A 20,804-nucleotide genomic window follows, 5' to 3' on the forward strand; every position below is an offset into this window, starting at 1 on the left:
GCGCGAACGAAAGAGGAACGAAGCATGGACCTGAATGTCAGTGAGATCGATGGCGCCTGCCATTGCGGCACCGTGCGCTTTCATGTGCGCCTGAAGGACGGCCTGCGCTCGGCGCGCCGCTGCACCTGCTCATATTGCCGGATGCGCGGCGCCATCGCGGTCTCAGCCCGGATCGAAGACCTGCAAGTGACGGCGGGCGAAGAGTCGCTGCGCTCCTACACCTTCAACAGCGGAACCGCACAGCACCATTTCTGCGGAACCTGCGGCATCTACACCCACCACCGACGCCGCTCGAACCCCCATGAATATGGCGTCAATGTCGCCTGCCTGTCGGGCATCAGCCCGTTCGACTTTGCCGAGGTGATCGTGAATGACGGGGTGTCGCATCCCTCCGACACCGGCGTGTCACGGATCGCGGGCGTGCTGCGGTTCATCCCGGCGGACGGGGCCTAGCTCGGCGGCGTCGACGAACTTCAAGGTTGGTGGAACGGCGGCTATTGCGCTTTTTTACCAAAAGCTGCCTTTCCGCACACGACGTCGTTGCGGACGTTCTTGTGCCCTTACCTCGTCATTCCCGCGCACGCGGGAATCTAGTAGCACCGCTGCAATGAAGCGCACCATCGATCCCTATGTTTACCTGTTGGCGTCGCGTCGCAACGGCACGCTCTATGTTGGCGTTACGTCCAATCTGATGCAGCGCGTGGCGCAGCATCGTGAGGGAACCTTCGGCGGCTTTACGGCACAACATGGCGTCAAGGCGCTCGTCTGGTTCGAGCAACACGCTACAATGGAAAACGCGATCTTGCGCGAGAAGCAAATGAAGAAATGGCGACGATCCTGGAAAATCGATTTGATTGAAGAAACCAACCCGGACTGGAAGGATCTGGCAATCGGCCTTGGCTTTCTGCCGCTGGATTGACTGGATTCCCGCGTTCGCGGGAATGAAGGAAAGCGATGCATATAGCCTGCCCCCACGCCCATTTAGCCGTTAGTCGCGCATTCTGGGGCGCTTAATAGCGGACAATCTTTCAGCCGAAATCTATCCAAGCGTCCTAGGCACCACCGCCGAGCTTAAGTCCCTTCAGCGCCGCGAAGGGGCCGGCGTCTTCCTCGCTCAGCACGCCCAGCGCGCGCAGCTTGGCGTCGGCATCCGGCACGCGGGGATAGGGATCGAGGTTCAGGAACAGGGTCTGCGCGACCGTTTCGCCAAGATCGATTCGCTCGTCCTCCAGCGGGAGGATATCGCAATCCTCCTCGCGCAGTTCGATCTCTTCCGCGTCGCTCTCGCCGTTCTCGTCGAGGCCGCGCACGAATCGCACGTCCATCGGCACGTCGAGCTCTGCGGGGACATCCTCGTCGGTTGCGACGCAGGCCTGCACCAGCGACGCGCGCACGCGCCCGGTCACCCGGCAGCCACCGGCATCCGGCACGACATGCGCCTGCGCCTCCAGCCGATCGAGGCTGCGCAGGCCAAAGCGTCGCGCGAGCGCGGCCCGCTCTGCGGCATCGGCCTCGACGGTGCGGTCCCGACGCCCGTCGCCCAGTTCGTTGAGGCGCAGAATGCGCGAAAATTCCGGCGCGGCGCCAGACGTCGCTTCGCTCACGGCATCACCCCCGCAACTGGCCGGCCAACAGCGCGTCGCGGCTGCATGCGTTGATCGTCGCGGCCAGCATGCGCACCTGCGCTTCGACATAAGCCAGTGCATCCGCTGCCGGCGCCTCGCCACGATACAGGTTGCGCACCAGCGCCTCGCTCAGCGAAGCCTCGCCCTGCAAGCTCGCGCGATAGGCGGCAAGCCGGCCACCCAGCGCGCCGACCATGCGGCCGATCTGCTTGCCCACGACCACATCGCCAAAGCCGATCTGGCGGATCTGCCCATCCATATCGTCGATGAACAGCTCGGTCAGCCGCGCCGAATCGTTGGTCGCCTCCAGCGCCTCGAGTCGCAGCAGCACCAGCGAGAGCACCAGCGCCACCATGTCGAATCGGCCATCCAGCGTGTCCGCCACCTCGCCTTCCATATACCAATGCGGCTCCCGCGCCGTCGCGACGACGGCCTCGTACAGCGGGCGCAGATAGGCGCGATCATCCTTGCGGGAAAACAGATTGGATAAGAGGCTCATGCTCGGTTCAGCTTTGCGGCGGCACAGGAAAGCGCGGACGGGACCGATCAACCATTGGCCCGCGCCAGCACTTGCATATTGATTGCGGCGGCTGGCAATGCAATGGGCGGGTTAGGCGATGCGACGCTTTTTTGATTGGATGTCCGGTTTTTGACCGCATGATTGGCAGGAGACGAGAATGCAGCGTGGCTTGAGGCGGCCGTTTCTGGTCGTGGGCGCAGCGGCCGTCCTTCTGCTGGCGGGCGGCTGCACGCGCATTCGCGCGCATCAGGGCTTCATGATCGACGATCTGATCGTGAGTTCGGTGCTGCCGGGCGTGGACAACAAGGCGTCCGTGGAAGGCGCGCTGGGTCGTCCGACCTTCGTCTCCCAGTTCGGCCCGGAGCGCTGGTATTATGTGGCGCGCGACACCCGCGCGCTGGCGTTCGCCTCCCCGCGTCCGACCGCGCAGACGTTGGTGACCGTGCAGTTCGATGCCAATGGCAATGTCGCCACGATCGATCGCAACGCAACGCTCGATCAGGTCGCCAATATCTCGCCGACCGGCGCCACGACGCCGACGCTCGGCCGCAAGCGCAGCCTGTTCGATGAAATCTTCGGCAATATCGGCGCGGTTGGCGCTGGCGGGGCCGGAGCGGCAGGTCCGTCTCAGTAAATCAGCGCTGCAGGCCTGCCATCAGTCGGCGCCGGTTCGCGCGCCCGACGGACTGGTTTAGCTTGCATTAACCGCGCCATCGCTTCAAATCGTCCTATAGCGGGAGCGTGGTCATGCAGCATATTGGCGATCTGCAGCCGCTCGAGCGGACTTACGCGCGACGGACTGAGACAGTCGGCCATTACAAGGCCAGCCGGAGCCGCTGGCGATTCGCCATCGGGTCGCTGGAGATCGGCTTCGACCGCGCGAGCGAGCAGCTTCACGCGCGAAGCGGTGTGGATGCCCGGCCCGGCCTTACCCAAAAGCTCCTGATCGCGGCAGGCATGGTCAGCATCTCATTGCTGGTGATCGCCCTGGCCGGCTGGCTATGGTCGGCACGCGGGCCGATCTGGGGCGGTGAGACGGTATCGGCCGCGATCATCGATCATGCACCCCGCGCGACCGAAAGCGAAGATGCAGCGCCCGCCGGCCAGCAGCCGACCCTGATTCCCGCCGAACGCCCCGCGCCGTTTCTCACCGCCGTGATTGAAAAGCGCGCGACAGCACCCGCTTTTGCGCCGGCGAAACAGGCCACCGTGCCGATCGCGCAGGGCCAGGCGATTGCGCCCAAGTCCGATGAGGCGCCGACACTGCCCAGCGCCACCCCGGATGAGGCGATCGTGCAGTCCGGCAACTTCCTGCTGATCCCGGCCGTCGATCGCGCCGTGGGCCTCGCGCTGAAGAGCGGCGATGCGCAGAACTGGATGGCCGGCTCCTATCACGGCATCGTGGTGGTCGGCGACGCCGTGGCCCAAGATGGCAAATCCTGCCGGGACGGCACGATCCTGCTGCGCGACGGCACCATCAAGGGCCGCACCCAGACGTTCCAGCGCTGCCTGTAAGGCCAAGGGAGCGCTGCGCGGCGGTTCAGCCGGCGGCGCTCACCCGATCCCGATCACGATCAGCGTGCGATCCCGCCAGCAGCCAGAACGGCCAGCGTCACCAGCTCCGAGGCGGTCGAGGCCATCGTCGCCACCTGCACCGGCTGGTTCAGCCCGAGCAGCACCGGCCCGATGACCGAGTCGCCGCCCAGTTCCCGCAGCAGCTTGGCCGAGAGATTGGCCGACTGCAGGCCGGGCATGATCAGCACATTGGCTGGGCCGGACAGGCGGCAGAACGGATAATTCGCCATGACGCGCCGGTTGAGCGCCACGTCGGGCGCCATCTCGCCTTCATATTCGAAGTCCACCTCCATGCCGTCGAGGATCTGGACCGCGCCGCGAATATTATCGAGCCAGTTGCCGTGCGGATTGCCGAAGGTGGAGTAGGAGAGAAAAGCCACGCGCGGCTCATGCCCCATACGCCGGGCAAGCGCGGCGGATTCGATGGCGATATGCGCCAGTTCGGCGGAATTCGGCCGCTCGTTGACAGTGGTATCCGCCATGAACACGGTGTGGCTGCGCCCGACGAGGATGTGCATGCCGAACAGCGTGCGGTCCTCGGCGGGGTCGAGCACGCGGCGCAGTTCGCGCATCGTCTGCGCATAGGTGCGGGTGACGCCGGTGATCATCGCGTCCGCCTCGCCCATCTGCAGCAGCAGCGCGCCGAAGATGTTGCGGTCCCGGTTGACCATGCGCTCGCAATCGCGGCGCAGATAGCCCCGGCGCTGCAGGCGCTCGTACAGCATGTCGACCATGCGCGGCACGAGCGGCGAATTGACGCTGTTGTAGAGCTCGTAGCTCTCGGGGTCGCGCACGCCGAGATCGCGCAGGCGATCATAGACATCCTGCCGTCCGACCAGCACCGGCGTGCCATAGCCGCCATCGCGGAACTGGATCGCGGCGCGCAGCACCACTTCCTCTTCCGCCTCGGCAAAGACCACGCGCTTGGGGCTGGCCTTGGCGCCCTCATAAGCGAGGGTGAGAACGGAGGTGGTGGGATTGAGCCGCGCCCGCAGGGACTGGCGATAGGCGTCCATATCCTCGATAGGCCGCTGGGCGACGCCCGACTCCATCGCCGCCTGCGCCACCGCCGCTGGCACCACTTCCATCAGGCGCGGATCGAAGGGGGCAGGAATAATGTAATCGGCGCCGAAGCTGTGCTTGGTGCCATAAGCCAAAGCGACTTCCTCAGGCACCTGCTGACGGGCCAGTTCGGCAATGGCCTGCGCCGCCGCGATCTTCATCGCCTCGTTGATCGCCGTTGCGCGCACGTCCAGCGCGCCCCGGAAGATGAAGGGGAAGCCCAGCACATTGTTGACCTGATTGGGATAGTCCGAGCGGCCCGTGGCGATGATCGCATCCGGGCGCGCGGCCTTGGCCACCGGCGGCAGGATCTCCGGATCGGGATTGGCCATGGCGAAGAGGATCGGCCGCGGCTTCATCTCGTTGATCCATTCGGGCTTCAGCGCATCCTTGGCTGAAAGACCGAGGAAGATATCGGCATCCTTCAGCGCCTCGTGCAGGGTCCGCGCCTCGGTGCGGGCGGCATGGGCGGACTTGAACTGGTCCATGCCATGGGTGCGGCCCTGATAGATCACGCCCTCGCGGTCGCACATGATCACATTGTCATGCGCCACGCCCATCGCCTTGATCAGTTCGGTGCACGCGATCGCCGCCGCGCCGGCACCATTCACGACGACCTTGGTCTCGCGAATGTCGCGCCCGGTCAGGAAGCAGGCGTTGATGAGGCCAGCGGCGCAGATGATCGCGGTGCCATGCTGGTCGTCATGCATGACCGGAATGTTCATGCGCTCCTTGAGCGCTGCCTCGATCATGAAGCATTCGGGCGCCTTGATGTCCTCAAGGTTGATGCCGCCAAAGCTGGGCTCCAGCAGCGCCACCGCATCGATGAAGGCCTGCGGGTCTTCGGTGTTCAGCTCCAGATCGATGGCGTCCACATCGGCGAAGCGCTTGAACAGCACTGCCTTGCCTTCCATCACCGGCTTGGAGGCGAGCGCGCCGAGATTTCCCATGCCGAGGATCGCCGTGCCGTTGGAGATGACCGCGACCAGATTGCCCTTGGCGGTATAGTCATAGGCCTTGGCAGCATCATCAGCGATGGCCTGCACGGGCACGGCCACACCGGGCGAATAAGCCAGCGCCAGATCGCGCTGCGTCGCCATCGGCTTGGAGGCGATGATCTCGATCTTGCCGGGCCGCCCGAAGGAATGGAACAGCAGCGCCTCGCGCTCGGAGAATTCGATGGCGGCTTTATCGGTCATCAGCAGGGTTCCTCGGCAATTGGGAACGCCCTAGCGACTTTCCGCCCGGCTCCACAAGAGGCGAGGTACGAACAACCCCGTGGATGAAACGCCACCGCCGGCTTTTCGAGATCGAAAGCCCCTGCTAACGCAACCGCGTGAACAGTCTGCCAGCCAAATCCTCCAAAGCCAGCGCCGCATCCGGCGGCCCCACGCCGATGATGGCGCAATATCTGGCGCTCAAGGCGGAAGCCGGGGGCGACCTGCTCTTTTACCGCATGGGCGACTTCTTCGAGCTGTTCTTCGAGGACGCCAGGACCGCCGCCGCCGTGCTCGACATCGCGCTCACCACGCGCGGCGAACATGAGGGCGAGCCGATCCCGATGTGTGGGGTGCCGGTGCACAGCGCCGAGGGCTATCTGGCGCGACTCATCAAGGCCGGGCTGCGCGTTGCCATTGCCGAGCAGACCGAGACGCCCGAGCAGGCCAAGGCACGCGGATCGAAAGCGCTGGTCGGCCGTGCCATCGTGCGCTTCGTCACCGCCGGCACGCTGACCGAGGATGCGCTGCTGGACAGCCGCCGGGCCAATCTGCTCGCCGCCGTGGGCGAAGCCGCGGGCCATTATGCCGTAGCCGCCGCCGACATCTCCACCGGCCGGCTGGACGTGGTGGCGGTGGATGCCGGCGGCATCGAGGCGGAACTGGCGCGGATCAACGCGAGCGAAGTCATTGCGCGGCCGGGACTCGCCGACCGGCTGACCGGCGCCCTGCCCTTCGAGAATCGCGGCTTCGACAGCGCCCGGGCGGAAGCGGACATCTGCCGCCATTTCGGCGTGAAGACGGTGGAGAGCTTCGGCAGCTTCTCGCGCGCGGAGCTGTCCGCCCTCGGCGGCCTGCTCGGCTATCTGGAGCATGTCGGCAAGGGGCGCATGCCCTTCCTCGCCGCGCCGGTGCGGGCCGGCGCGCAGGATCACCTCGCCATCGACCCGGCGACGCGCGAGAGCCTGGAAATTGTGACGACGGCCAGCGGCCAGCGCGCCGGCAGCCTGCTCGCCACCGTGGACCGCACCGTGACGGGCGCCGGCGCCCGATTGCTCGCGGCGGACCTCTCCGCGCCTTTGATGGACCGCGCCAAGGTGGAAGCGCGGCTCGATCTGGTGCGCTGGTTCCATGATGACGGGCCGCTGCGCGAGTTGGTTCGCACGCGCCTGCGCGCCTTGCCGGATTTGAGCCGCGCGCTCGGCCGCGTCGCCATCGGCCGGGGCAGCCCGCGCGATCTGGGGCAATTGCGCGATGGCCTCGACGGCGGCCGTGCGCTGCGCGAGCGGCTGGGCGCGCTGCCCGACCGACCGCCCCTGCTCAACGATCTGCTGCCGGCGCTCGATGGTCATGGCGCGCTGGTCGATCAACTGGCGCGCGCCCTCGTGCCCGCCCCGCCGACGGAAGCGGCGCATGGCGGCTACATCGCCGATGGCTATGATGCCGCGCTGGACGAGTTGCGCCGCATGGCCGGCGACGGTCGCCGCGCCATTGCTGCGCTCGAAGCGCGCTATCGCGAGCAGACCGGCATCTCCGCGCTGAAGATTCGCCACAATGGCGTGCTCGGCTATCATGTCGAGGTGCCCGCCCGTCACGCCGACCAGCTCATGGCCAATGACAGCGGCTTCACCCATCGCCAGACGCTGGCGGGAGTCGTGCGGTTCAACTCGGTGGACCTGCACGAGCAGGCCAGCCGGGTCACGCAGGCCGGCGCCCATGCGCTGGCGGCCGAAGCGGCGCATTTCGAGGAACTGGTGACGCTGGTGATGGACAGCCGCACCGCCATCGCCCGCACAGCGGACGCCCTCGCCCGCATCGATGTGGCGGCGGCTCTGGCCGAGCGCGCTGTCGAAGGCGGCTGGAGCCGGCCGGTCTTCGCCGAAGAACCCTGCATCGCCATCGAGGGCGGGCGCCATCCGGTGGTGGAGGCCGCGCTGGCGAAGGACGGCACCAGCTTCGTCGCCAATGACTGCACGCTCACGCCGGACAACCGGCTGTGGCTGGTGACTGGCCCCAATATGGGCGGTAAATCGACCTTCCTGCGCCAGAATGCGCTCATCGTCATTCTCGCGCAGGCCGGCAGCTTCGTGCCCGCACGCGCCGCCCGCCTTGGGCTGGTCGACCGCCTGTTCAGCCGCGTCGGCGCCTCGGACAATCTGGCCCGCGGCCGCTCGACCTTCATGGTGGAGATGATCGAGACCGCCGCGATCCTCGCGCAGGCGACCGAGCGCAGCTTCGTGATCCTCGATGAAGTGGGGCGCGGCACGTCGACTTACGACGGCCTCGCCATCGCCTGGGCCGTGGTGGAAGCGATCCATGACAGCAATGCCTGCCGCTGCCTGTTCGCCACCCATTATCACGAGCTGACGCGCCTGGCCGAGCGTCTCGGCGCCCTTTCGCTCCACCATGTTCGCGCGCGGGAATGGAATGGCGATCTGGTGCTGCTGCACGAGCTGTCCGAAGGCCCGGCCGACCGCAGCTACGGCATCGCGGTGGCACGGCTTGCGGGCTTGCCCGCGCCGGTGTTGGCCCGCGCCAAGGCCGTGCTCGGCAAGCTGGAAGCAGGCAAGGCGCAGACCGGCGGAATCGCGGCGGGGCTCGATGACCTGCCGCTGTTCGCCGCAACGCTCTCCGCCGCACCGGAGGTCGCCACCGACCCGCTGCGCGACCGGCTGGACGCCATCGACGCGGACACGCTCAGTCCGCGCGAGGCGCTCGACCTCATCTACCAGCTCAAGCAGATCGCCACCGCGCCCACCGCCTGAGCCCGTCGATTTGCGCGCCATGCGGAGGTTGCACCTGCAACTGCGGCAAAGCGCGCTTATATGGCACCCATGAACAAGGTGCCCGATTCGCTGCCCGGCCGCCGTGCGATCATCGATCGCCGCCAGATTGCCGATGCGCTCACTGCCCAGCTAACCGAACTGAGCGATACCGCTGCGCGTCGGCAAGTGATCGTCGCGGCGTTGCGCGAGGCGCTTGCCATCGGCCGGGAAGAAGTCTCCCGCCGCCTTGCCCGCAACCCGACACGCGGGCGCGATGCCGTGACGGCGCAGGCCTTCCTGATGGACCAGATCATCCGCTTGCTCTTCGATGCGACGGTCAAGCACCTCTACCCGATCAGCAACCGCACGGCGTCCGAGCGGCTGACGGTGGTCGCAGTGGGCGGCTATGGGCGTGGCGAAATGGCGCCCTATAGCGATGTCGATATCGGCTTCCTCACGCCCTACAAGCCCACCGAATGGACCGAGCAGGTCATCGAGAGCATGCTTTACGCGCTGTGGGATCTGGGCCTCAAGGTCGGGCACAGCAGCCGCTCGATTGACGAGACGGTGCGTATGGCGAAGTCGGACCTCACCATCCGCACCGCCCTGCTGGAATCGCGCTTCGTGTGGGGCGACCGGGGCATCTATGATGAGTGCGTCGCCCGCTTCGACAAGGATGTGATGCAGGGCACCGCCAAGACCTTCGTCACCGAGAAGCTGGCCGAGCGGGATGCCCGGCACAAGCAGATGGGCGACAGCCGCTATGTCGTCGAGCCCAATATCAAGGAGGGCAAGGGCGGCCTGCGCGATCTGCACACGCTGTTCTGGATCGGCAAATATGTGAACCGGGTGCGCACCGTCGCGGAGCTGGTGGATGTGGGCCTGCTGACCCGCGCCGAGCTGTCCCAGTTCCAGCGGGCCGAGAATTTCCTCTGGGCCGTGCGCTGCCACATGCACGAAATCTCCCGGCGCGCGGAGGACCGCCTGACCTTCGATCTGCAGATCGAAGTCGCCGAGCGCATGGGCTTCTCGCCCAAGCGCGGGCGCTCCGCCGTCGAGCGGTTCATGCACCTCTATTTTTTGATGGCCAAGACGGTGGGCGACCTCACCGGCGTGTTCCTCGCCCACCTCGATGACAAGATGGCCAGCCGCGGCCGGCGCTACATCCCGGCGATGTTCAACCGCCCGCGCAAGCTTGATGGCTTCGTGCTGGAGCGGGGCCGGATCACCATTCCCGAGGATGATTTCTTCCGCGAGCAGCCGGTGCGGATGATCGAGATCTTCTCGCTGGCGGACAAGCACGGGTTGGAGATCCACCCGGATGCAATGCGCGCGCTCAACCGCGATTCGGTGTTGATTACCCGCAAGGAGCGGGAAGACCCGCAGGCCAATGCGCTGTTCATGAACGTGCTGACCTCGCCCCGCGACCCGGAAAAGGTGCTGCGCTGGATGAACGAGGCCGGGGTGTTCGGGCGCTTCGTGCCGGACTTCGGCCGCGTGGTCGCGCAGATGCAGTTCGACATGTACCACCATTATACGGTGGATGAGCACACCATCCGCGCAATCGGCCTGCTCTCCCAGATCGAAAAGGGCGAGTTCAAGGTCGATCATCCGCTAGCGAGCGCGATCATCGAGAAGATCATCTCCCGCCGCGTGCTCTATGTCGCGGTGCTGCTGCACGATATCGCCAAGGGGCGCGGCGGCGACCACAGCATTCTGGGCGCGGAGGTGGCGACCAAGCTCTGCCCGCGCCTGGGCCTCAGCGATGCCGAGACCGAGACCGTCGCCTGGTTGGTGCGCTATCATCTGCTGATGTCCGCCACCGCCTTCAAGCGCGACCTTTCGGACTTCAAGACCATCCTCGACTTCGCCGAAGTGGTGCAGAGCCCGGAGCGGCTGCGGCTGCTGGTGATCCTGACCATCGTCGACATCCGCGCGGTCGGACCGGGCGTGTGGAACAGCTGGAAGCGCCAGCTCCTCGCCGAGTTGTACGACTCCGCCGAAGAGGTCATCCGCCCCGGCCACAAGCAGCGGGGCCGTCAGGAGCGCATCGAGGAGAAGCGCGACGCGTTGCGCGCGAGCCTAGCGCTGGACGACAAGGCCTTCGACCGGCTGGTGAAGCGCTTCCCGCAATCCTACTGGATCGCCGAATCGCAGGACATCCTGGAGCGCAACGCGCGGCATCTGCTGGATGCCGGGCAGTCCGATCTCTCCATCGATGCCCGTTCCTATCCCGAGCGGGGCGCGACGCTGGTCACCGTCTATGCCTCGGACCACCCCGGGCTCTTCTACCGGATCGCCGGCGCGATTCATCTGGCCGGGGGCAACATCATCGATGCGCGCATCCACACCCTCAAGGATGGCACGGCGCTGGACAATTTCCTGGTGCAGGACCCGCTCGGCGGTCGCTTCGATGCGCCCGAGCAGTTGCAGCGGGTGAAGACCTACATCGAGGACGCGCTGCTCAACCGCCACAAGCTGATGCACAAGCTGGACGAGCGCCCGCTGGCCCGTCGGCGCGCCGAAGCCTTCCAGATCGTGCCGCAGGTGCTGATCGACAACAAGGCCTCCAACCGCTTCACCGTGGTGGAAGTCATGGCGCGCGACCGCCCTGCCCTGCTGCTCAGCCTCGCCTTTGCGCTGTTCCAGTCCAAGACCATGGTCCACAGCGCGCATGTCGCCACCTTCGGCGAGCGCGCCGTCGACACCTTCTATCTAACCGATCTTCTGGGCGGGAAGCTGGAGAGCAAGACCCGCCTCGCCACACTCGAACGGCGGCTGATCGAAGCGGCCGGCAATCAGGCCGGCGAATTGATCGACACCAACAGCTTTGCCATGGCCAACTGAGGCACGACCCATTGCGGGATGCGCGCCTCGGTGGCGCCTCAGTGAGAGAGCAGGATCGGGATCGGCGCCTTGGCCAGCAGCGTCCGCGTCGTGCCGCCGAACAACTGCTCGCGCAGGCGGCTGCGGCCATAGCAGCCCATCACCGCCCAGCTCGCGCCGGAGGACAGCATGGCCTCAATCAGTTGCTCGCTCACCGCGCCAGCCTTGGGCAGGCGCCGGCTGACGACCTTGCAGCCATGCCGATCGAGATAGGCGGCCGCCTCGTCCGGGTCGCCTTCCCCTTCGCCGATCGTCACCACCTCGACCTCGCTGGCCATGCGCAGGAGCGGAATGGCCGCCCGCAGCGCGGCATCGGCCGCGCGTGATCCATCCCAGGCAACCAGCGCCTTGCCGAAGAGATCCAAGCGCTTCTGCTCCGTCGGCACCAGCAGGACCGGCGCAGAGGTCAGCGCCGCGAGACGGGAGGCCGTGTCGCCGGTCTCGTTCACCGCGCCGAAGGCCTGCTTGCCCACGACGATCATGTCGACCAGCCGGACATTGTCCGTGATGCCTTCGTCGGACTGGCTCTGCACCCGCGCCCACTCATAGCTCACGCCTTCATTGGCGAGCCGGGGTTCGAGCGCCTCGATATTCTTGTCCTCCCGGTCGCGCTCATCCATCATCAGCACGCCGGTGCCGCCGCCCGCGCCAAAGCCGTCGGCGATCATGGGAATCTGGACGACATCGAGACACAGCAGATGCCCCTCGACCGCGCGCACAATGTCGAGCGCGGTTTGCAGGCGCGCTTCCTGACTCGGGTCGTCATGGATCAGAACCATCACCGTCTTCATGGCAGCCTCCTTGTTCACCGCATCGGGATTGTGTGAAACTGCTGCCATATTAATGCGATGGGGGCGAGGAGTCGTTGACCGGAGTCAAATCAGGCCCTTAGCTAAGGGGCTTGCGTCGGCGCGCGGCCGCGCTTATACGCCCGCGCTTCCATGTCCTATGGAAAACCGCAAGGACGGGCCGGCCAGTAAGGGCTGCCGTGTTCGTCCGTAATCGTCTGCGAGCATCCTCCGGGGTGCTTGCGCTAAGACAAAGGAGACGAAAATGCCCAAGCTCAAGACCAAGAGCGGTGTGAAGAAGCGCTTCAAATTCACCGCCACCGGCAAGGTCAAGCATGGTGTCGCCGGCAAGCGCCACCGCCTGATCAGCCACAACGCGAAGTATATTCGCCAGAATCGCGGTACGGAAGTTCTCTCCGACGCGGATGTCGCTCACGTGCGCCTCTGGGCGCCCTACGGCCTCAAGTAAGGAGCAGGCGACATGGCACGTGTCAAACGCGGTGTAACCACCAAGGCGAAGCACAAGAGGATTTTGGATCAGGCGAAGGGCTATTATGGCCGTCGCAAGAACACGATCCGCATCGCGCGTCAGGCTGTCGAAAAGGCTGGCCAGTACGCATATCGCGACCGCAAGGTGAAGAAGCGGAGCTTCCGCGCCCTGTGGATCCAGCGCATCAACGCAGCTGTCCGCATGGAAGGCCTGACCTATGGCCAGTTCATGCACGGGCTCAAGCTGGCGGGCGTCGAACTGGACCGGAAGGTTCTGGCCGACATCGCCATGCATGAAGGCGATGTGTTCAAGGGCATCATTGCCCAGGCGCGCGCGGCCCTGCCCGCAGCCTGAGCATCTGCACAATCATCGCGAAGAGGGCGTCGGATGCTTCCGGCGCCCTTTTTGTATCATTTCGGGACTCTCTGGAATTTTGGTTAACGCTTCGGAAACCTTTTCCGCACTGCAGCATTGCGAGTGCGTGGGACTATAAGTGGAGAACCAAATGAAGGGACTGCTATTGGGGGTCGCGGCGACGCTCGCCCTCCCGTCCGCTGCGCAGGCAGCAACGTTCATCAACGGCGATTTCGAGACCGGCAACGATCCAGGCACCTATTTCCTCCGCCTGGGCACCGACAGCACGGCCCTGACGGGTTGGACCATCACATCCGGCAATGTGGAGCTGATCGGCGGCTATTGGCAGTCCGGCAGCGGCAGCCGCAGTATCGATCTGAACGGCAGCGCCCAGGGCGCGATCGCACAGACGTTCGATACCATCGAAGGCATGACCTACAATGTCGACTTCCTGATGGCCGGCAATCCCGAAGGCGGGCCGGCGGTCAAGACGCTGGAAGTCGCCGCGACAGGCAATGACGGCCAGCTGTTCAGCTTCGACAATACCGGCTTCTCGAAGACCAACATGGGCTGGACCAACTACACCTACACCTTCACGGCCTCGGGCAATCTCACGACGCTCAGCTTTGCGTCGATGACCGACTCGCCTTGGACAGGCCCGGCGCTGGATGGCGTGACGGTTACCGCCATGAGCGCGGTGCCGGTGCCCGAGCCGACGACCTGGGCGCTGATGCTCGGCGGTTTCGCGCTGATCGGCAGCACGCTGCGTCGTCGTCAGTCGGTCGTTCAGTTCTCCTGATCAAAACCGGGTCGCAACCATCAAAGGAAAGGGCGTCGGCATGCCGGCGCCCTTTTCGTTTGCGGTGAATTAGGCTAGCGGACGCGGCCATGACCGACGTCACATCCCTCAAGGACGGCCTCATCGCCGACATCGCCGCCGCCGACACTCTCGATGCCGTGGAAGCGCTGCGCGTCAGCGCGCTGGGCAAGAGCGGCGCCATCACCGCCCTGCTCAAGACATTGGGGCGGATGAGCCCGGAAGAGCGCCAGCAGCAAGGCCCCGCGATCCACGACCTGCGCGAAAGCGTGACGAGCGCTATAGCCGCCCGCAAGACCGCGCTTGAAACGGCAGCGCTCGATGCCCGCCTCGCCTCCGAGACGCTGGACATGACGCTGCCGGTGGACCTGCCGCCGCCGGGCAGCATTCATCCCGTCAGCCAGGTGATGGACGAGCTGGCCGAGATCTTCGCCGACCTGGGCTTCGCGGTCGCTACCGGCCCGGAGATCGAGGATGACTGGCGCAACTTCACCGCGCTCAACATCCCCGAGACGCACCCCGCCCGCGCCATGCACGACACCTTCTACTTCGGCGACAATGCGCGCGCGACCGGCGGCGATGGCAACCCCGCCGCCATGTTGCTCCGCACCCACACCTCGCCGGTGCAGATCCGCACCATGACGAGCACGCCGCCGCCGATCCGCATCATCGCGCCTGGCCGCGTCTACCGCTCGGACAGCGACGCGACCCACACGCCGATGTTCCACCAGATCGAGGGTCTGGTGATCGACAAGGGTATTCACCTCGGGCACCTCAAATGGACGCTGGAGACCTTCCTCAAGGCGTTCTTCGAGCGTGAGGACATCGTCCTGCGCCTGCGCCCCAGCTACTTCCCCTTCACCGAGCCTTCGGTGGAAGTGGACGTGGGCTACACCATCGAGAAGGGCCAGCGCGTCATCGGCGGCAGCGGCGATGCGGAAAATGGCGGCTGGATGGAAGTGCTCGGCAGCGGCATGGTCCACCCCAATGTCATCCGCAATTGCGGGCTGGATCCCGCTGAGTGGCAGGGCTTCGCCTTCGGCACCGGGGTCGACCGCCTCGCCATGCTCAAATATGGCATGAACGACCTGCGCGCCTTCTTCGACGGCGATCTGCGCTGGCTGCGGCACTATGGCTTCTCGGCGCTCGATGTGCCCACGCTGAGCGGAGGAGTGGGCGCATGAGCCATTTCTTGCAATTTCGTGTTCCTGCGAAAGCAGGAACCCAGGGCGCAGCCGCCGTCCTTCGCCGCCCTGGGCTCCTGCCTTCGCGGGAGCACGGGTTTGATCTTACCGGCAATCCCGGAGCCCGCGCATGAAGTTCACCCTCTCCTGGCTCAAGGACCATCTCGACACCAGCGCCTCGCTGGAGGAAATCCTGCGCGCGCTCAACGACATCGGCCTTGAGGTCGAGGGCGTCGAAAACCCCGCCGAGAAGCTCGATGGCTTCCGCGTCGCCAAGGTGCTCACGGCCGCGCCGCATCCGCAGGCCGACAAGCTGCAGGTGCTGAGCGTCGATGCCGGCGACGGCGCGCTGCAGGTCGTCTGCGGCGCCCCCAATGCCCGCGCCGGTCTGGTCGGCGTGTTCGGCCTGCCCGGCGCGACCGTGCCGGCCAATGGCATGGTGCTGCGGGTCGCGGCCATTCGTGGCGTCGAATCCAACGGCATGATGTGCTCCACGCGCGAGCTGGAGCTGGGCGAAGATCATGAGGGCATCATCGAGTTGCCCGCCGACGCGCCCATCGGCACGCGCTTTGCCGACTATGCGCAGCTTGACGATCCGGTCATCGAGGTCTCGGTCACGCCCAACCGGCAGGATTGCATGGGTGTGCGCGGCATCGCGCGCGATCTCGCCGCCAAGGGCCTCGGCACGCTGCGGCCGCTCGATGACATCATCGGACAGCTCCCGGCGATCGACGCGCAGGGCGCAGGCCCGGACGTGCGCACGGACGATGCCGATGGCTGTCCGGCCTTTTATGCCCGCGCGGTGCGCGGCGTGCGCAACGGCGCCTCGCCGGAATGGCTGCAGCGACGCCTCAAGGCCGTCGGCCAGAAGCCGATCAGCGCGCTGGTGGACATCACCAACTTCGTCATGGTCGGCCTTGGCCGCCCGCTGCATGTCTATGACATGGCCCGCCTCGATGGCGGCCTCGTCGCGCGCAAGGCGAAGGCTGGTGAGCAGGTGCTCGCGCTCAACGGCAAGACCTATACGCTGGCCGAGGGCATGACGGTGATCGCGGACGCCTCCGCCGTTCACGATATCGGCGGCATCATGGGCGGCGAGCATAGCGGCGCGCAGGAGAGCACCACCGATGTGCTGATCGAATGCGCCTATTTCACGCCCGAGAGCATCGCGCGGACGGGGCAGGCGCTCAGCCTCACCTCCGATGCCCGCCAGCGCTTCGAGCGCGGGGTGGACCCGGCGTTCCTGGATGCGGGGCTGGACATCGCGACGCGGCTGGTCCTCGCCTTGTGCGGCGGCACGCCCACCGAGGCGACGCGCGCCGGCACTCCGCCGGCAGAGCCGCGCATCATCGAGGGCTATCGGCCCGACATGGTCGATGCGCTGGCCGGCATGACGGTGCGCGCGGAGCGCCAGCAAGCGATCCTCGCGGCGCTCGGCTTCACCGTGGAGGCTGGCGCGAGCTGGCGGATCACCATCCCGACATGGCGCCGCGATATCCACGGCACCGCCGACATCGTCGAGGAAGTCGTGCGGATCGAAGGGCTGGACAACGTCCCGTCCGTCCCCCTGCCCCGCACACCGGGCGTCGCCCGCCCGACCGCGACGCCACTGCAGCTTATCGAGCGGCGCGCCCGGCGCGCGGCCGCCGCGCGCGGCCTCAACGAAGCGATCAACTGGTCCTTCATTTCTGAAAGTGAAGCCGCGCCCTTTGGTGGCGGCGACTGGACGCTCGCCAACCCGATCAGCGAGGATATGAAGGTGATGCGGCCGACGCTGCTTGCCGGATTGCTCTCCGCCGCGCGACGCAATGCCGATCGTGGCGCATCCTCGATCCGCCTGTTCGAGATCGGCCGGCGGTATTTCCGCGCCGATGATGGCAGCAGCGACGAGAAGCTGACCCTCGGCATCCTGATGGCCGGCGAAAAAAGCCCGCGCGGCTGGCAGGGCGGCAAGGCCCGCCCGTTCGATGCCTTCGACATCAAGGCGGAGGTCATTGCGCTGCTGGCGGCCGCCGGTGCGCCTGCCGGACGCCTGCAGATGATGGGCGAGGCTGGCGATGCCTATCATCCCGGCCAGTCCGGCACGCTGCGCCTCGGCCCCAAAAATGTGCTTGCCGCTTATGGCGTGTTGCACCCCCGCCTCGCCCGCGCCTTCGATCTCGATGGCACGGTCGTCGCAGCGGAAATCCACCTCGATGCGATCCCGGTGCCGAAGAAGACCACATTCATGCGCACGGCCTATGCGCCGCCGGCCTTGCAGGCCGTCACGCGCGATTTTGCCTTCCTCGTGCCAGCCGATCTGGAAGCCGACGCGCTGGTGCGCGCCGTGCGGGGGGCGGACAAGAACGCCATCGTCGATGCGCGCCTGTTCGATCTCTTCGCCGGGCAGGGCGTGCCGGGAGGCCAGAAGAGCCTCGCGGTGGAAGTGACTCTGCAGCCCGGCGAGAAGAGCTTCACGGATGAAGAGCTGAAGGCCATCGCTGATCGCGTAGTGGCCGCAGCCACCAAACAGGGCGCGACTCTGCGCGGATAAGAACAAAGGAGCGGCGGAAACGGGGCGATCAGTCCGCTTTCCGCTTCTCCTCCTCGGCTGGAGCGGGCGCCGGCGGCACGGGCAGCTTGCAGCCTCGGCTGACCGCCAGGCCGCGCAGATAGCCCCGGCGCGCGACGCCACCGTTGATGGCAGCCTGCAGGCGACGCTCGGCGCCTGCCGCGCCGCTCACTTCGCGAACGAGACCCCGGAACGGAATGATCGAATTGACGATCGCCGCGCCACCCGCGGCCGCGAGATTGCCGAACTTGTTCTCATTGGCCTTGCTGTTGGCGTCAAAGTCCGGGCCCAGCACCGCATTCAGCTCGGCGATCTGGTCGATCACCGCGTGGCAGCCCTTGCCGGCCGGCGCATAAGGCTGCTCGACAGCGCGGGCCAGCACCTCGGGGATTTTCGTTTTCTCGATGCCCACGTCGCGCGCGGGCTGCGTCACGATCTCGCCCGCTTTCTGCGCCGTCTTGTCCTCCTTCTCGGGCTCCTCCTGCGCAAGGGCAGGAGCTGCCGCGAGGACGGCGCTGAGAAGGGCGGCGCGGATAAGCCTGTTCATGATGACCGTGTCTCCGACCGCAACTGCTGCGGTGCTTGCAGAATTGCGCTCCCTACCATCTGGTTCCCGCCGCTTTGCACGATCTCTGCCGGCGGATAGCCCCAAAAACAAGGTGGGCGCAGCCTTCGCCGCGCCCGCCCTTTTCATCTGACTGCCGGGCGTGTCACCACGCCCGTGGCAGGATCACTGATAGTTGACGCGCAGGCGCAGGCCGATCGTGCGCGGCGTCACCCGGATGCTGGAGGTGTTGAGCGTGAGCACAGCCCCATCATAATCGCCGAGATTTTCGCCGAACAGCGTCAGATCATAGGCCTTGTACCGCAGACCGATATTGGCGCTGTATACGCTATAGGCCTTCACATACTCGCCGTTGGTCTGCAGGCGGTTGCCATTGTAGGTCCATGCGACGTTGAACAGGCCGTTGAGGTCACCGCCAAGCGATGTCTCATAGGTCGCATCCACGCGGGCGTTTTCCTCGAGCGTGTTGACCAGCCGCGTACCGGGACGCAGGTAGGGCAGGCGCGCCTGCACGGCGAGATCGACCGTGTCATACTTGCCCTGGTTGATGTTCGCGACTGCGCTCAGCGTCAGCCCGTCCAGAGGCGTCCGCCAGCGCATCTCGATATCGACGCCCTTGCTGGTGCCGTCACCGAAGTTCGAGAAGCCAGAGACGTTCGCGTCCAGCGTCGGCGTCGGCGTCAGCATGTCCTCGAGCTTGTTGATGTAGAAGTTCAACCCGACGTTGAGCGTGCGATCGGGCGAGCGCCACTTGATGCCGGCCTCATAGTTGGTCGAGCTTTCGGGACGGGTCTGGGTGCCGGCAGGGATGCCGACGTCCGCAAGCAGGTCCGCCTGGATCTGCGACTGCACGATACCCGGACGGAAGCCGGTCGCCGCCGTGGCGAACACCGTAAGGTCATCATTGGGCACATAGGAGAGATTGACGCGCCAGGTCGTCACATTCTTCTTGTTCGTGTTCGTCGTGTTGGCGTCTTCGAACGTGCGCTTGTCATGATAATAGCGCAGGCCAACCCGGGGACGCAGCTTGCCATCGAACAGGTCGTAACCCAGTTCGCCATACACCGCCCAGTTCTTGGTGATGGTGTTGTTGTCGGCATTGGTGTCGATGCCCGCAACGGGAATGCGCAGATAGTTTTCCTGCGGGCCGCTGCCGTCCTGATAGGCGCCGCCGAGCAGCCAGTGGAACGGACCGTCGGTCGTGGAGTTGATCCGCACTTCCTGACTGAACATGTCCGGGAAGAACTGGCTGGAGAAGGCACCCGCCGGCGCGATCGGCACGTAAATGCCGAAATTGCCCTTGAGATAAGTGGTGGCGCTGGAGATCGAGAAGGTATCGAAGTCCAGGCCGGCCGACAGGCTGTAAAGCTTGAAGTCGCCATTGCCGAAGCTCGGCTGCGCCGCCGTGTTCGCGTAATAAGGCGGCTGGGTCGAGGCGAGACCGCCCAGAAACTGCTGGCGCGGACGGAAATGCCAGTACTGCGCGCGGATATTGAGGTTGTCGACCGGACGGAACAGCGCGACCACGCGAATGTCGTCGTCGCGCACCTCGTTCACGCCCTTGCGATCCGGCGTGCCGTCGAACGCACCATAATATTCGTCCGCCCAGCCCGGATTATAGGAGTGGCCACCGCTGACGCGGACAGCAAGTACGTCCTTGATGATCGGCACGGAGACGACGCCCGCGACGCCATAGTTGAGGCCACCGGCCCCGCGCGTCTGGGAGGCCTGCGCCTCGGCAGCGAACTTGATCTCGGTCAGGTCAGGATCGCGGGTGTGGAAGATGAACACACCGCCGGCCGAACCCTGGCCATAGAGCGTGCCCTGCGGACCGCGCAGAACCTCGACGCGGTCGAGGTCGAGGAAGCGGATCGGCGGCGCAATGCCGAAGTTGGTGACAACGAACGGCACGTCGTCGACATAATAGCCGATAGCCGAGTCGCCATTGGCAGCGCCGGCGCCGGCGCCGCGGATGCTGAACGAGCGCGAGGCGACCGACTGGCGCTGGCTCTCGGAAATACCCGGAATCGCCGTGGCGAGGTCCGCGATATTGTTGATGTTGCGTTCCTTGAGGTCTTCGCCGCTGAACGCCTGGATGGCGAGCGGCACTTCCTGCAGCGCCTGTACACCGGACTTCTGAGCGGTGACGATGATTTCGTCAGGCGCGGTATCAACACTGTTTGTGGTGGTCTGCTGTGCGCGAACTGGCGCTGCACCCATGACAGCCATCAGTGCCAAAACCGCAACACCGGCGTGAAGCCGCTTCATCATCCATCTCCTGCAAAAAACAAAATCGAGCAATCGATTGCATAGAGAGATGCATGACAATGTCCAACGCACGATGCGCGCGCAGACCAGTTTATGGCGGAGTGTTACCGAAATGCTACGGTCATCGGCGACGCGTG

The 20,804-nt window shown here is 65.7% G+C and carries 17 protein-coding genes; 11 read left to right on the forward strand and 6 right to left on the reverse strand.

Going from position 1 to position 20,804, the window contains the following annotated elements; genetic code table 11:
• The first annotated feature begins 24 nt into the window (after positions 1-24).
• Together M2337_RS01275 and M2337_RS01280 are read left to right on the forward strand one after the other, a co-directional pair.
• Positions 25-453 carry a GFA family protein gene (locus tag M2337_RS01275; protein ID WP_264571376.1) on the forward strand — a complete coding sequence of 143 codons (429 nt, stop codon included), beginning with the start codon at positions 25-27 and terminating at the stop codon, positions 451-453.
• A gap of 154 nt (positions 454-607) precedes the next feature.
• Positions 608-919: a GIY-YIG nuclease family protein gene (locus M2337_RS01280; protein ID WP_264571377.1), complete on the forward strand. Its 312-nt coding sequence runs from the start codon at positions 608-610 to the stop codon at positions 917-919.
• A gap of 133 nt (positions 920-1,052) precedes the next feature.
• On the opposite strand, the gene M2337_RS01285 is transcribed toward M2337_RS01280, so the two are convergent.
• A complete protein-coding gene (locus M2337_RS01285; protein WP_264571378.1) occupies positions 1,053-1,604 on the reverse strand; it encodes a YceD family protein in 552 nt (183 codons plus the stop codon).
• Positions 1,605-1,608: 4 nt separating this feature from the next.
• Entirely contained in the window at positions 1,609-2,124 is a 516-nt protein-coding gene (locus M2337_RS01290) for a ubiquinol-cytochrome C chaperone family protein (RefSeq protein WP_264571379.1), read from the reverse strand.
• A gap of 178 nt (positions 2,125-2,302) precedes the next feature.
• Between M2337_RS01290 and M2337_RS01295 the strand changes: the two genes are divergently transcribed.
• Positions 2,303-2,779, forward strand: coding sequence for an outer membrane protein assembly factor BamE (locus M2337_RS01295; RefSeq protein WP_264571380.1), 477 nt, complete (start codon positions 2,303-2,305; stop codon positions 2,777-2,779).
• Positions 2,780-2,892: 113 nt separating this feature from the next.
• Positions 2,893-3,660, forward strand: a complete 768-nt coding sequence (locus M2337_RS01300; RefSeq protein WP_264571381.1) for a hypothetical protein — start codon at positions 2,893-2,895, stop codon at positions 3,658-3,660.
• 59 nt (positions 3,661-3,719) lie between these two features.
• Here the strand turns inward: M2337_RS01300 and M2337_RS01305 are convergent, their stop codons facing one another.
• Complete coding sequence (locus tag M2337_RS01305) at positions 3,720-5,981, reverse strand: NADP-dependent malic enzyme (RefSeq protein ID WP_181560724.1); 2,262 nt, start codon at positions 5,979-5,981, stop codon at positions 3,720-3,722.
• Positions 5,982-6,178: 197 nt separating this feature from the next.
• Here M2337_RS01305 and mutS point away from each other — a divergent pair, with 197 nt between their 5' ends.
• Together mutS and M2337_RS01315 are read left to right on the forward strand one after the other, a co-directional pair.
• On the forward strand, positions 6,179-8,764 hold the full coding sequence (mutS, locus tag M2337_RS01310; RefSeq protein ID WP_264572311.1) for a DNA mismatch repair protein MutS: 2,586 nt from the start codon (positions 6,179-6,181) through the stop codon (positions 8,762-8,764).
• A gap of 60 nt (positions 8,765-8,824) precedes the next feature.
• On the forward strand, positions 8,825-11,611 hold the full coding sequence (locus tag M2337_RS01315; RefSeq protein WP_264571382.1) for a [protein-PII] uridylyltransferase: 2,787 nt from the start codon (positions 8,825-8,827) through the stop codon (positions 11,609-11,611).
• A gap of 38 nt (positions 11,612-11,649) precedes the next feature.
• Here M2337_RS01315 and M2337_RS01320 read toward each other — a convergent pair whose 3' ends face one another.
• Positions 11,650-12,441 (reverse strand): universal stress protein, encoded by a 792-nt coding sequence (locus tag M2337_RS01320; RefSeq protein ID WP_264571383.1) that lies wholly within the window; start codon positions 12,439-12,441, stop codon positions 11,650-11,652.
• Positions 12,442-12,703: 262 nt separating this feature from the next.
• Here M2337_RS01320 and rpmI point away from each other — a divergent pair, with 262 nt between their 5' ends.
• The 5 genes from rpmI (at position 12,704) to pheT (ending at position 17,816) form a co-directional block, all read left to right on the forward strand.
• Complete coding sequence (gene rpmI / locus M2337_RS01325; RefSeq protein ID WP_014078133.1) at positions 12,704-12,907, forward strand: 50S ribosomal protein L35; 204 nt, start codon at positions 12,704-12,706, stop codon at positions 12,905-12,907.
• A gap of 12 nt (positions 12,908-12,919) precedes the next feature.
• Complete coding sequence (gene rplT, locus M2337_RS01330; protein WP_181560727.1) at positions 12,920-13,282, forward strand: 50S ribosomal protein L20; 363 nt, start codon at positions 12,920-12,922, stop codon at positions 13,280-13,282.
• A 151-nt stretch (positions 13,283-13,433) separates the two neighbouring features.
• A complete protein-coding gene (locus M2337_RS01335) occupies positions 13,434-14,081 on the forward strand; it encodes a choice-of-anchor C family PEP-CTERM protein (protein WP_264571384.1) in 648 nt (215 codons plus the stop codon).
• 89 nt (positions 14,082-14,170) lie between these two features.
• Positions 14,171-15,283: a phenylalanine--tRNA ligase subunit alpha gene (gene pheS / locus M2337_RS01340; protein WP_264571385.1), complete on the forward strand. Its 1,113-nt coding sequence runs from the start codon at positions 14,171-14,173 to the stop codon at positions 15,281-15,283.
• Positions 15,284-15,413: 130 nt separating this feature from the next.
• The gene (gene pheT, locus M2337_RS01345; protein ID WP_264571386.1) at positions 15,414-17,816 is read left to right on the forward strand and encodes a phenylalanine--tRNA ligase subunit beta; all 2,403 of its coding nucleotides are present in this window, start codon (positions 15,414-15,416) and stop codon (positions 17,814-17,816) included.
• A 28-nt stretch (positions 17,817-17,844) separates the two neighbouring features.
• Here the strand turns inward: pheT and M2337_RS01350 are convergent, their stop codons facing one another.
• Positions 17,845-18,381, reverse strand: coding sequence for a hypothetical protein (locus M2337_RS01350; protein ID WP_264571387.1), 537 nt, complete (start codon positions 18,379-18,381; stop codon positions 17,845-17,847).
• Between the two features lie 183 nt (positions 18,382-18,564).
• Positions 18,565-20,667, reverse strand: a complete 2,103-nt coding sequence (locus M2337_RS01355) for a TonB-dependent receptor (protein WP_264571388.1) — start codon at positions 20,665-20,667, stop codon at positions 18,565-18,567.
• Positions 20,668-20,804: the final 137 nt, after the last annotated feature.

It is taken from the genome of Sphingobium sp. B2D3A, assembly GCF_025961795.1.
In the GTDB taxonomy this organism is placed as follows: domain Bacteria; phylum Pseudomonadota; class Alphaproteobacteria; order Sphingomonadales; family Sphingomonadaceae; genus Sphingobium.